13 protein-coding genes are annotated in these 12,576 nt (G+C 32.0%); 1 reads left to right on the top strand and 12 read right to left on the bottom strand.

The features are described 5' to 3' along the window. Positions 1-9 precede the first annotated feature (9 nt). From fusA to FBF06_RS02390, 12 genes are all read right to left on the bottom strand, one after another. Positions 10-2,085, bottom strand: coding sequence for an elongation factor G (gene fusA, locus FBF06_RS02445; RefSeq protein WP_002779472.1), 2,076 nt, complete (start codon positions 2,083-2,085; stop codon positions 10-12). Between the two features lie 12 nt (positions 2,086-2,097). Continuing rightward, on the bottom strand, positions 2,098-2,568 hold the full coding sequence (rpsG, locus tag FBF06_RS02440) for a 30S ribosomal protein S7 (protein ID WP_002779471.1): 471 nt from the start codon (positions 2,566-2,568) through the stop codon (positions 2,098-2,100). 69 nt (positions 2,569-2,637) lie between these two features. Continuing rightward, the gene (rpsL, locus tag FBF06_RS02435) at positions 2,638-3,024 is read right to left on the bottom strand and encodes a 30S ribosomal protein S12 (RefSeq protein ID WP_002782934.1); all 387 of its coding nucleotides are present in this window, start codon (positions 3,022-3,024) and stop codon (positions 2,638-2,640) included. Positions 3,025-3,351: 327 nt separating this feature from the next. Next, positions 3,352-4,791 carry an aldehyde dehydrogenase gene (aldA, locus tag FBF06_RS02430; protein ID WP_052795886.1) on the bottom strand — a complete coding sequence of 480 codons (1,440 nt, stop codon included), beginning with the start codon at positions 4,789-4,791 and terminating at the stop codon, positions 3,352-3,354. 13 nt (positions 4,792-4,804) lie between these two features. After that, a complete protein-coding gene (locus tag FBF06_RS02425) occupies positions 4,805-5,122 on the bottom strand; it encodes an L-rhamnose mutarotase (protein WP_002837607.1) in 318 nt (105 codons plus the stop codon). Beyond that, positions 5,123-5,893 carry an amidohydrolase gene (locus FBF06_RS02420; protein WP_079460367.1) on the bottom strand — a complete coding sequence of 257 codons (771 nt, stop codon included), beginning with the start codon at positions 5,891-5,893 and terminating at the stop codon, positions 5,123-5,125. Further along, complete coding sequence (gene fucP / locus FBF06_RS02415) at positions 5,877-7,133, bottom strand: L-fucose:H+ symporter permease (protein WP_002868189.1); 1,257 nt, start codon at positions 7,131-7,133, stop codon at positions 5,877-5,879. The genes FBF06_RS02420 and fucP overlap by 17 nt, the downstream gene beginning before the upstream one ends. Positions 7,134-7,143: 10 nt before the next feature. Then, positions 7,144-7,932 (bottom strand): SDR family oxidoreductase, encoded by a 789-nt coding sequence (locus tag FBF06_RS02410; RefSeq protein ID WP_002825115.1) that lies wholly within the window; start codon positions 7,930-7,932, stop codon positions 7,144-7,146. Beyond that, a complete protein-coding gene (locus FBF06_RS02405; protein WP_020836998.1) occupies positions 7,933-9,219 on the bottom strand; it encodes an MFS transporter in 1,287 nt (428 codons plus the stop codon). It abuts the gene before it with no gap. An 11-nt stretch (positions 9,220-9,230) separates the two neighbouring features. Beyond that, a complete protein-coding gene (locus FBF06_RS02400; protein WP_002837600.1) occupies positions 9,231-10,397 on the bottom strand; it encodes a UxaA family hydrolase in 1,167 nt (388 codons plus the stop codon). A gap of 2 nt (positions 10,398-10,399) precedes the next feature. Continuing rightward, a complete protein-coding gene (locus tag FBF06_RS02395) occupies positions 10,400-10,663 on the bottom strand; it encodes a UxaA family hydrolase (protein WP_002779462.1) in 264 nt (87 codons plus the stop codon). Further along, the gene (locus FBF06_RS02390; RefSeq protein WP_002793543.1) at positions 10,660-11,568 is read right to left on the bottom strand and encodes a dihydrodipicolinate synthase family protein; all 909 of its coding nucleotides are present in this window, start codon (positions 11,566-11,568) and stop codon (positions 10,660-10,662) included. Before FBF06_RS02390 ends, FBF06_RS02395 begins: the two co-directional genes overlap by 4 nt. A gap of 229 nt (positions 11,569-11,797) precedes the next feature. On the opposite strand from FBF06_RS02390, the gene FBF06_RS02385 reads away from it, so the two are divergent. Further along, positions 11,798-12,559 carry an IclR family transcriptional regulator gene (locus FBF06_RS02385; RefSeq protein WP_002793545.1) on the top strand — a complete coding sequence of 254 codons (762 nt, stop codon included), beginning with the start codon at positions 11,798-11,800 and terminating at the stop codon, positions 12,557-12,559. Positions 12,560-12,576 lie beyond the last annotated feature (17 nt).

Here is a 12,576-nt window from a genome sequence, read left to right as displayed (position 1 = left end):
GCTAAAAATTTAACCGTTTCTTTTTTTGATGATTTCATCCGCAACATTTTTAGGAACTTCATCATAGTGATCAAATTCCATAGAATAAGTCGCACGACCTTGAGTTTGACTTCTAAGATCAGTAGAATAACCAAACATTTCAGCCAAAGGACAAAATGCTGTGATGATTTTATTTCCACCACGCTCATCCATGCTATTTACTTGACCACGGCGTTTGTTAAGATCTCCAATAACATCACCCATGTAATCTTCAGGAGTTTCTACTTCAACTTTCATCATAGGCTCTAAGATCACAGCACCTGCTTTTCTAGCACCTTCTTTAAAGCCCATAGAAGCAGCAAGTTTAAACGCCATCTCAGATGAATCCACCTCGTGATAACTTCCATCATAAACAGTTACTTTAACATCTTCCACAGGATAACCTGCTAAAACACCATTTTGTAATGCTTCTTGAACACCTTTATCAACTGCAGGAATGTATTCTTTTGGAATTACTCCACCTTTGATATCATTAACAAATTCATATCCACTACCTGGCTCAAGTGGTTCAAGGCGTAAGAATACATGTCCATACTGACCACGACCACCTGATTGTTTAGCGTATTTGTATTCTTGTTCAACAGTTTTTCTAATAGTTTCGCGATAAGCAACTTGTGGTTGACCTACTTCAGCTTCAACTTTAAATTCACGAAGCATTCTATCAACGATAATTTCAAGGTGTAACTCACCCATACCTGAAATGATAGTTTGGCCACTTTCTTCATCAGTTGAAACTCTAAAACTTGGATCTTCTTGTGCTAATTTATTTAAAGCAATAGACATTTTTTCTTGATCAGCTTTAGTTTTTGGCTCAACTGCAACAGAAATAACGGGATCTGGAAAATCCATTCTTTCAAGGATTACCTTATCTTTTTCACTTGCAAGAGTATCCCCTGTTAAAGTATCTTTAAGTCCTACAACAGCACCAATTTCGCCTGCGTAAAGCACTTTAATCTCTTCTCTTTTATTAGAGTGCATTTTTAACAAACGACCAATTCTTTCTTTTTTATCTTTAGTTGAGTTATAAGCATAAGAACCACTTTCTAAACAACCGCGATAAACACGCACGAAAGTAAGTTGTCCTACAAATGGATCTGTCATAATTTTAAATGCAAGTCCTGCAAACTCGCCATCATCAGTTGATTTTACAGAAACTTCTGTGCCATCTTCATATTCACCCTTGATATTTGCCACTTCATCAGGAGCTGGTAAATAAGCCACAACAGCATCAAGTAAAGGTTGAACCCCTTTATTTTTAAACGCTGTACCGCAAAGCATAGGAACGATAGAAAGACTTAAACATCCTGCTTTAATCCCTGTTTTAATCTCTTCAAGGCTTAATTCTTCTCCGCCTAAATATTTTTCCATCAACTCATCTGAAGTTTCAGAAACTGCTTCTATCATTTTTGTGCGATATTCTTCTGCCTTTTCTTTAAGTTCAGCTGGAATTTCTTTTTCTACATAATCCGTTGGCTTAGTATCATCTTCCCAAACTAAAGCTTTCATAGTTACAAGATCGATTACACCTTTAAAATTATCCTCAGCACCGATTGGAATTTGAAGTGGAACTGGATTAGCTTTTAAACGGTTGCGAATTTGATCTTCTACATTGTAGAAATTTGCACCGATTCTATCCATTTTGTTTACAAATACTATTCTTGGAACACCATATTTATTTGCTTGTCTCCAAACTGTTTCACTTTGAGGCTGCACCCCACCCACTGAACAAAATACCGCAACAGCACCATCAAGAACACGCATAGATCTTTCAACTTCAATTGTAAAATCCACGTGGCCTGGAGTGTCAATAAGATTGATTTGATGATCTTTCCAAAAACAAGTTGTAGCCGCAGAAGTGATAGTAATCCCGCGCTCTTTCTCTTGTTCCATCCAGTCCATAGTTGCAGCACCATCATGAACTTCACCGATTTTATGACTCATACCTGTAAAGAAAAGAATTCTTTCAGATGTAGTCGTTTTACCCGCATCAATGTGAGCAGCAATACCGATATTTCTAACTTTTTTTAAAGGAGTACTTCTTGACATACACACTCCTTCTTACCAACGATAGTGAGCAAATGCTTTATTTGCTTCAGCCATTTTATAAGTATCTTCTTTCTTCTTAAATGAAGCACCTTTGCTATTTGCTGCATCTAAAAGCTCAGCTGCAAGTTTATCAATCATAGTTCTTTCGCTTCTTTTTCTTGCAAAAGAAATAATCCAACGAATCGCCAAAGCTTGTTGTCTAGCAGGACGAACTTCAACTGGAACTTGATAAGTTGCACCACCTACACGACGAGATTTTACTTCTAATAAAGGCTTAATATTTTCAATCGCATCATTAAAAATATCAATACCTTTTTTCTCGCCACCTTTTTTATCGATAGCTTCCAAAGCACCATACATAATTGTTGTAGCTGTGCTTTTTTTACCATCATACATTAAAGAATTAATAAATTTTGTGATTACTTTATTACCATAAATCGGATCAGGCAAGACTTCTCTTACCGGAGCTTTTCTTCTTCTCATTATTTTTCCTTCAAATTTTAAATTTTACTCAAACAAAATCAAATCTAACGGATTTGTCTGTATGAATGATTATTTTGCAGCGCCTGCTTTAGGACGTTTAGCACCATATTTAGAACGAGAAACTGTTCTTTTTGCAACACCTGCTGTATCAAGAGCACCACGAACGATGTGATATTTAACCCCTGGTAAGTCTTTTACCCTACCACCACGCACTAAAACAATGCTGTGTTCTTGCAAGTTATGACCTTCACCGCCGATATAGCTGATCACTTCAAAGCCACTAGTAAGTCTTACTTTGGCAACTTTTCTTAACGCTGAGTTTGGTTTTTTAGGTGTTGTAGTATAAACCCTAGTGCAAACTCCCCTTCTTTGTGGACAATTTTTAAGCGCTGGAGATTTAGATTTTTCTAAAACTTTTTTGCGCTCTTTTCTAACCAATTGATTTATGGTAGGCACAATAATTCCTTTCTTTAAAAATGTAATAAACTTTGGATGATATCTAAAATTTACTTACAAAAATATAAACTAGAAATAATTTAAATGCTTTTAAAAATTTTTATAAAATAAACCTACATAATTTACATTAATATTTATAAAACATAAACTAATTTTTAATTATTGTTTTACTTATAAAAATAATCTTACTCATTTTAGATAAAATGAAAAATTCCAAAATTGATTTTAAGAAATTACTAAAAAAGTGTTTAATCCATAGTTATAAAGCATCATGCTTGATTCCAAGATTATAATAACTCCTATCTAAAAATTTAGATAGGATAAAAATCATTGTTTATTAGTATTATACTGCAAATATACCACATGGGTAGCTAAATATTCTTCAAGACCATGTTTTCCATCAGCTCCGCCTATGCCACTTTTTCTAAAGCCTGCATGAAAACCTTGCATAGCCTCAAAATTTTCACGATTAATATAAGTTTCACCAAATTTAATTTCTCTGCTAGCTCTCATTGCTATATCTAAATTTTGTGTATAAATAGAACTTGTAAGACCATATTCACAATCATTTGCCATATCAATAGCTTCATCAAGTGTATCAAATTTAGCAATAGGTAAAATCGGAGCAAAAATTTCTTTTTGCATGATCTCATCTTCGTGTTTAACATTAGTAAGAACGCTTGCAGGAAAATAATATCCACTTGTATCGGTGATTTTTCCACCACATTCTACAACTGCTCCTTTATCCGTGGCTCTTTGAAGCATTGCTAAAGCATTATCAACCCCTGTTTGATTGACAAGCGGTCCCATATCAAAATCACCCTTTAAAGTATTTCCAACGCTTACCTTACTCATGGCTTTTACAAATTTATCTACAAATTCATCATAAACACTTGTATGCACATAAGCTCTTTCAGCACAATTGCAAACTTGTCCGTTATTGCAAATTCTACTTGCCTTAATCGCCTCTACTGCCAAATCAATATCCGCATCTTTGCACACTATAGCCGGTGCTTTTCCACCAAGCTCCAAAGAAACTTTAATGATATTTTTAGCCGCAGCTTCCATTACTCTAATCCCTGCTTCAACACTTCCAGTAAGACTTACCATACCTATATTTTCATTGCTTGATAATTCATGTCCTACTACACTGCCTTTACCTGCAACTAAGTTAAAAACACCTTTTGGTAAAGAACTTTGCGAAACAAGCTTTGCAAATTCAAAAGCATTGTTTGGAGTTTCACTGCTTGGTTTTATAACAATAGTATTTCCTGTTAGTAAAGCAGGTGTCATCTTCCTTGCGATTAAGAAAAATGGAAAATTCCAAGGTAAAATTCCACCAATTACCCCAATAGCACTTTTATATAAATATATATGCTCATTAGCCCTATCGCTTTGTATGATTTCACCCTCATATCTTCTAGCCCATTCGGCCGTATAATCCATATAATCTGCTGTAAAATTAATCTCTATGCTAGCCAAAACTCTGGTTTTTCCTTGCTCTTGCATTAAAACTTCGGTTAAGAAATTAGCATTTTTGCGTATTAAACTAGCTATTTCTTTTAAATGATTTGCTCTTTCAATCGCTGGTTTAGCCTCCCAAACTTTTTGTGCTTTTTTAGCTGCTTCAATCGCTCTTTTAGTATCTTCTAAAGAAGCGCTAGCTACTCTTGAAATCACTTCTTTGGTAGCTGGATTTAAAACTTCGATAAATTCTCCATTATGTGGGATAAACTTTCCATCAATATAATTTAAATAAGTTGTCATTTTTTCTCCTTTTTTAGTCTAAGTGAAATACTTCTTCCATATTTAGCCATTTTTGTCCTGCATAACCTAAAGATATTTGACAAGGATCTGTTACTTTCCACCATTTTTGTGTGCTTTCATCTCTTGCCATTTTAGCCATGTCTGCTTCAAAATCAGCACCTATATATTCAAAATATGCAAATAAATATTCCCCAAACAAATAAATGGAATAATTTTGTATATTGCATTCCTTAATCATCTCACAAACCCCTTCATAAGGCTTTGTGTGAAGCTCTTTGTATTCTTCTATTTTTTCTTTTTTTATTTTTATGATTTGACCGTATCTTTGCATTCATCCTCCTTTATAAATTAATAAAGCATTTTTGTAAAATATCAAGTCCAAATCTTTAAAAACCTTACTTTGCATAATCAACTCAATCCATTGCTTTGGAGACAAATTAGACACTGGATAATTACTGCCAAATATAAACTTATCCTCGCTAAAATTTTCTTTTAAAAAAGCAAAAAGTTCAAAAATAAATTCCTTAGGAGTTTCTTGTGAAAAATCATCAGGAGTAGAAAGCTTGATATATAAATTTGGAAATTTTTTCAAAAGATTTAAATCTTTTTTGTATTCATTTAAACGATTTATTTTTGGACTTCCTAGATGATTTAAAACTACTTTTAAATTTGAATTTTTATTTAAAAAATTTTCCAAAAAACTGAGTTCTTCATTTTTCATACAAGCTTCAAAAGGTATATTGAAAGTTTTTAAAATTTCTATTTTTTCTTCAAAGTCTGCTTCAAATAGTCTTTTAGCTCCTTTTTTGCTCGTGTGCATTACTTCCCTAAAAGAACTAAGCTCTTCTTTATGCTTAAAATCCGCTAAACAAAACAAAAGATTATGAAGCTTTTTTTGCTCCAAAGCAAACAAAGCTTCCTTTTCTAAATCATCACTATTAACCTCAACATACATAGCACCTATAAATTCAAATTCTTTATATTCTTGTTTCATCCTAAAAAAATCATAATTTTGCTCTAATTTTTCATCGTCTTTTATCCATGAAATAGGTATTTTTTCCAAATCCCAAAGGTGTAGATGAGCATCAAAAATCTTTTGCATTTTTTCTCACTTTTGAGCCTATAAAGCCATACCAAGCCACATATAAAAACAAAGGTGCCATTGCTAAATACCCAGCGCCTGTACCATAATGATCATTAATAAAACCTATAATTATAGGCATAATTGCTCCACCTACTATGCTCATCACAAGCAAAGAACCGCCTAGTTTTACTTGATTTAAAGGTAAATTTTTTGTTGCTACCGCAAAAATAGTAGGAAAAGAAATAGACATAAAGAAAAATAAAGCTATTAAAAGCACTATGCTAAAAAACCCGCTAGCAAAATACAAGCTAAAGCATATAAGCACATTGATTAGAGAATAAAATCCTAAAATTTTTTCACCTTTGATTATCTTCATCAAAGGAGTAGAAACAATGCGCCCTAGCATAAATGCAACCAAAGCTATAGAAAAATAATAAGCACCTTGCGCATCTTTTAAACCTTCATTATGTTCTACAACATAATTGATAAAAAAAGCTCCTGCTGCAACTTGATTGGCTATATACAAAAACTGCGCTAAAAGCCCTAAGTTAAAATGTCTGTGTTTAAAAACATATATGGGCTTAGAATCATCTTTTTGCTTATAATCATCACTTACCGCACTTCCTTCTGGAAGCTTATTTGCAACAAAAGCAATTAAAATCAAAATAACAATGACAGCAATTCCTATATAAACAAGCTGGACATTTCCCATATTAGCTACCAATGCAGCCTCGATTTGCTCTTTACTCGCACCCTCTTCTTGTTTAGTAATAGATAAAAATAAAGCTCCGCCTATAATAGGTCCTACAAATTGCCCCAAACCATTAAAACTTTGCGCAGCATTGATTCTAAAACTCGCATTTTTTTCATCACCAAGCTTTGTCATGTAGGGATTTGCACTAGTTTCTAAAGAACCAATACCACAAGCTAAAATAAAAAACGCAAACAAAAACAAATGAAAAGAAGCCAAATTTGTAGCAGGTATAATAAGCAAAGCTCCTATGGCATAAAGAGCTAAGCCAAAAATGATTCCCATTTTATAAGAAAATCTATTGGCTATATAACCTGCGGGTAAGGCTATGATAAAATAAGCACCAAAATAAGCAAACTGTAAAAAACCACTTTCATGCTGGCTAATATGAAGATGATTTTGAAAATTTTTATTCATCACATCAATAAGTCCATAGCTTACTCCCCATAAAAAGAAAAGAGAAGTTACCAAAACAATAGCTATTTTTATATTTTTAGAATCAGTCATTTTTTACTCCTTAGTTTTCATCCCAATTTAATGCTCTATCTAAATGCACATAACCTCCATCTGGCATTAAAATTTGCCCTGTAGTATGTGAAGCAAGGGGACTAAGTGTAAAAACCGCTGTATTTGCAATTTCCTCTATGGTAGTAAAACGATGGCCTAAAGGTATAGCTTTTGCGATTTTTTCATATTGCTCTTTAGGATTAGGAAAATTTTGCAGCCATTTTTCATAAAGAGGAGTCATAACTTCAGCAGGAGCTATAGCATTTACCCTAACATTATCCTTAGCAAAAGCACAAGCCCATTCTCTAGTAAAACCCATTTGAGCCGCTTTGGCCGAAGCATAAGCTGAAGTTCTTCCTTGTCCTGTGATGCCTGTTTTACTCACTATATTTAAAATACTGCCTTGTTCTTTTTTAATGTAAGGCAAACATTCTTTGGTCATAGTATAATAATGAAAAAGATTATTTTCATAAGATTTTATCAAATCTTGAGTACTTGTATTTTCAATATGTAAATTATCATTTGTACCTGCATTATTTACAAGAGCATAGATTCCACCATGTTTGATAGCAACTTTTTTTACAAGCTTTTCAATTTGCTCATAATTTTTTAAATCAATTTCATAAAATTCATACTCACTAGATAATTTTTTTAATTCTTTATCGTGCTCTTTAGGCATAGATCTTGAAAAAATTACAGGAATTCCGCCTTCGCTTGCCCATAATTTAGCAATACCATACCCAATACCTTTAGCCCCTCCTGTAATAATACAAACCTTATTTTTAATTTTTAAATCCATTTATTCTCCTTTATCTAAATTTAAAGTTATTTTTAAATGTATTAATACCAATACACCTAAAATTGCTATCAATGCTAACACTATAAGTCCAAACTCAACTCCAAAATGATTTTCTATATATGTTTTTAAAGTAGGAGCTACAAAACCTCCTAAATTTCCCAAGGATCCTATAAGAGCAATAGCAGCCGCGGCTCCTTTTCCTTTTAAAACTTGAGTTGGCAAATTCCAAAATATAGGCTGAATGACTATAAAACCTATAGCAGCCAAGCTAATAAAAAATAAAAATGCTGCCAAATTTGTAACAAAAGTTGAAGCTATCATGCTCAAACTTGCTAGCAGTAAAAATAAAATCGCATGTAAATTCCAAGAATGTTTTTTATCAGCCAATGAGGTAAATATTGGCAAGGTGATAAAAACAAAAATCCAAGGTATGGCATTTAAAAGTCCAACTTCAAAACCTACATTTATTTGCAATATTTGGGCAATTTTACTTGGTAAATAAAAAAGCACTCCATAAACACTTAATTGAATACAAAAATAAACAAATACAAATTTCCACACCAAAATACTTTTAAAAATATCTTTTATAGAATAATCCTTAGCTTTAGTATTGGAAATTTCAATACGTTTTAGCAAAATATCTTTTTCTTTTATATCTAACCATTTTGCATCTTTTGGATGTGAATCAAGATAAAATAAACAAAAAATACCTACTAAAACGGTAATACCTCCTTCTATTAAAAACATCCATTGCCAATTTTTAAAATATATATTTGGTGTATAATCAAGTATAAAACCGCTAATTAAAGAACCAAAAACAAAAGCAATTGGAACTCCCATTTGATAAATTCCATAAGCCTTAGATCGATATATAGCTGGGAAAAAATAACTAAGGTATAAAATAATGCCTGGACTAAAACCTGCTTCAGTTAAACCCAATAAAAATCTTAATACATAAAAACTTATTTCTCCTTGTATAAAAATCATTGCCATAGTTACAAGACCCCAAGTGATCATTATACGGCTCAACCAAATTTTTGCTCCTAATTTATGCAAAAATAAATTTGAAGGCACTTCAAAAATGGCATAACCTATAAAAAATATTCCAGCACCCAAAGCATAAGCAGCCTCACCGATGCCTGCATCAATTTCTATATGAGATTTCACAAAGCTAATATTTGTCCTATCAAGCATAGAAAGACAAAACATCAAAACAATCAAAGGCAAAATACGCCAAGATATTTTTTTACATACTAACTCTAACTTTATTGAATTTGCATGTTTCATCACTTTACCCTTTAACAAGTTGTAGCAAGTCTCCAAACTGAAAAATCATTTTGCTCGTTAAGCTCTGCTTTTACCAATTCTCCATCTGAAATTCGCACGATTAATTCTATAAGCTCATCACGCACTTCTTCTTTTGTTTTTACCCCATCTATAATGCTTCCTGCGTTAATATCAATAGCATCATTCATATTTTCATAACAAAAAGTATTAGAACTCATTTTGATAGTAGGTACGATAGCAGAACCCGTTGGAGTGCCACGACCTGTAGTAAAAACACAAATATTTGCTCCACCTGCAACCATAGCACTAAGTTGTTCTATATCATTGCCTGGTGTATTCATAAAAGTTAAACCTTTAGAAACTACAGGCTTAGCATAATCAATCACATCCATTAAGGTTCTAGTTCCTGCCTTATAAACACAGCCTAAAGATTTTTCCTCTATAGTACTAAGCCCGCCTGCCATATTTCCTGGGCTAGGATTTGCTCCTCGAATATCAGCATGAAAAGATTTGACTAAATTCTCATAAGCTAAAATCTTATCATATACCTTTTTAGCTATTTCATCGTTTTTTGCTCTCTTAGCTAGTATGGCTTCACAACCTATAAGTTCTGTAGTTTCTGCTAAAATTACCGCACCACCCTCATCGATTACAAAATCACTCAAACTTCCTAAAGCAGGATTAGCACTAAGTCCGCTATAGCTATCACTTCCACCGCATTCTGTGCCTAAAATCAAATCACTGAAATCTCCTTCACTTTTTTGTAATTTTGCAGCACTTTCAAGCATTTCATTGACTATTTTGATACCATTTTCAATGGTATTTTTACTACCACCACATTCTTGTATCACTAAATATTCAACCTTTTTATAAGGCGTTGCTTCTTTGATTTTTTCTGCTACTGCTTTGGCTTGTATTACCTCACAACCAAGCCCTATAATTAAAACACCAAAAACATTGGCATTGCTCCCATGACCTATTAAAACATCCCTAGTTTGTAAAGCATCAAATTCAAGCTGGGAGCAACCATGCTGATGGTTGATATAAACTGCTCCATTACATTTTCTAGCTATATTTTCACACACTTTATTAGCACAATGTACACTTGGTATGATAATGACTTTATTTCTTAAGCCAAATTTTCCATCTTCCCTTCTATAACCCATTATCTTTTTCATTTTCATTCCTTATCTCCACGACCTCTAATTCCCGCAGTATTATGGATATGCACCCATTCCCCTGTACTAATATCGCAACTTGCACTAGCTATAGCTTCTGCGTATTTGATAATAATTTCATCTTTTTTTATATCCTTTAGTGCAAATTTATGTCCGCTTGCAATATCATTTAAAAGCTCAATATTTGCCACTTTTTCGCCTTTTTTAAAGTCACGCAAAGCTGTGGCAACATTGTCTTTTTCATTGACTATAATATATCCTTTCATAGTTTTATACCTGTTTCTTTTTCTATAGTTTTAATAAGCTCTTTTGCTTCATCAAAGCGAGTGTTTAATTCTTCTTTTGTAGCAGGTGATAAAGGATGAATACTAGCATTTACAAATTCAAATCCTCTGGCCTTTAAAAGCAAAGCAAAACCCATAGGAAAAGCTATGCTCATACCAAATCTTATGGCCTTTAATAAACTTTTTTGTATTAGCAAAGCTCTGCCTATATTTTTTTCATTGATTGATTTGTAAATTTCGCTCATAAGTTCTGGAAAAACTCCACCTATGCTAGTCATAGAACCTTTTGCACCTGCTAATAATGCACCTACATAAAATTCTTCTCTTCCTACAAAAACATCAAAATTACTAGGTACTACATCTAAAATATGATTTAAAAGCAAAGCATCTCCGCTACTATCTTTTATACCCACAACATTATCAAGCTTTGAAACCTTTTCTATAAATTTTAAGCTTAGTGCTGGTGCAAAAAGAGGTATATTATAAACATATAAGGGAAGTTTCACTTCAGAAGCTAAATATTTTACATATTCAAAAAGTGCATCTTCACTCAATTTATAATAATAAGGCATAGCAAGTAATAAGGCATCAAGACCTAATTCATAAGCTTTTTGCGCCAAAATAAAAGTGTTTTCATAAATTGTCGAGGTAATACCCGTGATGATAGGTATATTATTTTTTGTAGCCTTTTTGGTGAGTTTCATTAACTTAACTTGCTCTTCCACGCTCAAAGCTTGAGAATCCCCTGCACTTCCATTACAAAACAATCCATTCAAGCCTTTAGAAATACCAAATTCACAATAGCGAATAAATTCTTTTTCATTGATACTTCCATCATCTTTATATGGAGTAAGTAAAGCCGGTAAAGTTCCTTTTAAAATTCCCATTTTTTTCCTTTCGTATATACAAAAATATATTTATATACAAAAAATATAACAAAATATTTGTAAAAAAATCAAGCTGTTAACTTGGTAAAAATTCGTATTTTATTCTTATTAACTGCCAATTTTTACAAAAAAATATTAAAATTAATAAATAATAAAAATTATGATTTTATGTTACTAAAAGTAAAAAATATGCTAAAATTTATAAAAATAAAACAAGGATAAAGACAATATGCATCAGCCCACTCTTAGAGTGTTAAATATTCTAGAATTACTTGCAAAAGAAAAGCTTACCTTAAGTGCTATAGCTAAAAAATTAAACATTCCTGCTGGAACTCTTTGGCCTATTTTACAAACTCTTCAAGAAAAAAAATATATCAAATGTGATTTAAAAAATAAAAGTTATTATTTGGATTTTAAGATTATAGAATTAGGATGTAATATAAAAAATGAAAATAATATTTTTGAAATAATCAAAAAGCATATGAAAAATATAAGAAATTTAACCAATCAAACTTGTCAAATGGGAATTTTAAAAGATGGAAATGTGCTTTATTTAGAAAAAATTGATGCCAATAATACAGTACAATTAAAATCTTTTATAGGCACTTCGTATCCTGCTTATGCAACATCTTTAGGCAAAGCCTTACTATCAAATAAAAATAAAAAGGAATTAGAAAAACTTTATCCTAAAAATTTTGATAAAATTACAGAAAACACCTTAAATAATATAAATGAACTCTATCAACAAATCAAACAAATTAAAAAAGAAAAAATTGCCATAGAAATTGGAGAAATGAATCCTCAAATTGAATGTATGGCTATAGGCATAGAACATAAAAATAAAATAATTGCTGCCATTAGTATATCTTATCTAATTTATTGCTCTAATAAAGCTTTTAGAGAAAAAAATAAAAAAATACTTCTAGAAGAAAAAAATAAAATAGAAAAAGTTTTAAAAATTTATTTTAATGATTTAGATACACTGTATTAATATAGCCCCGAAGGGCT

The organism is Campylobacter sp. CFSAN093227 (genome assembly GCF_012897855.1).
Taxonomy (GTDB): domain Bacteria; phylum Campylobacterota; class Campylobacteria; order Campylobacterales; family Campylobacteraceae; genus Campylobacter_D; species Campylobacter_D jejuni.
This window is presented reverse-complemented; position numbering and strand designations above follow the sequence as displayed.

Bases quoted from the DNA above. Each gene is read 5' to 3' on its own strand.
- fusA (WP_002779472.1), bottom strand. From the start codon at position 2,085: ATGTCAAGAAGTACTCCTTTAAAAAAAGTTAGAAATATCGGTATTGCT.
- rpsG (WP_002779471.1), bottom strand. From the start codon at position 2,568: ATGAGAAGAAGAAAAGCTCCGGTAAGAGAAGTCTTGCCTGATCCGATT.
- aldA (WP_052795886.1), bottom strand. From the start codon at position 4,791: ATGACAACTTATTTAAATTATATTGATGGAAAGTTTATCCCACATAAT.
- FBF06_RS02425 (WP_002837607.1), bottom strand. From the start codon at position 5,122: ATGCAAAGATACGGTCAAATCATAAAAATAAAAAAAGAAAAAATAGAA.
- FBF06_RS02420 (WP_079460367.1), bottom strand. From the start codon at position 5,893: ATGCAAAAGATTTTTGATGCTCATCTACACCTTTGGGATTTGGAAAAA.
- fucP (WP_002868189.1), bottom strand. From the start codon at position 7,133: ATGACTGATTCTAAAAATATAAAAATAGCTATTGTTTTGGTAACTTCT.
- FBF06_RS02410 (WP_002825115.1), bottom strand. From the start codon at position 7,932: ATGGATTTAAAAATTAAAAATAAGGTTTGTATTATTACAGGAGGGGCT.
- FBF06_RS02405 (WP_020836998.1), bottom strand. From the start codon at position 9,219: ATGAAACATGCAAATTCAATAAAGTTAGAGTTAGTATGTAAAAAAATA.
- FBF06_RS02400 (WP_002837600.1), bottom strand. From the start codon at position 10,397: ATGAAAAAGATAATGGGTTATAGAAGGGAAGATGGAAAATTTGGCTTA.
- FBF06_RS02395 (WP_002779462.1), bottom strand. From the start codon at position 10,663: ATGAAAGGATATATTATAGTCAATGAAAAAGACAATGTTGCCACAGCT.
- FBF06_RS02390 (WP_002793543.1), bottom strand. From the start codon at position 11,568: ATGGGAATTTTAAAAGGAACTTTACCGGCTTTACTTACTCCATATAAA.
- FBF06_RS02385 (WP_002793545.1), top strand. From the start codon at position 11,798: ATGCATCAGCCCACTCTTAGAGTGTTAAATATTCTAGAATTACTTGCA.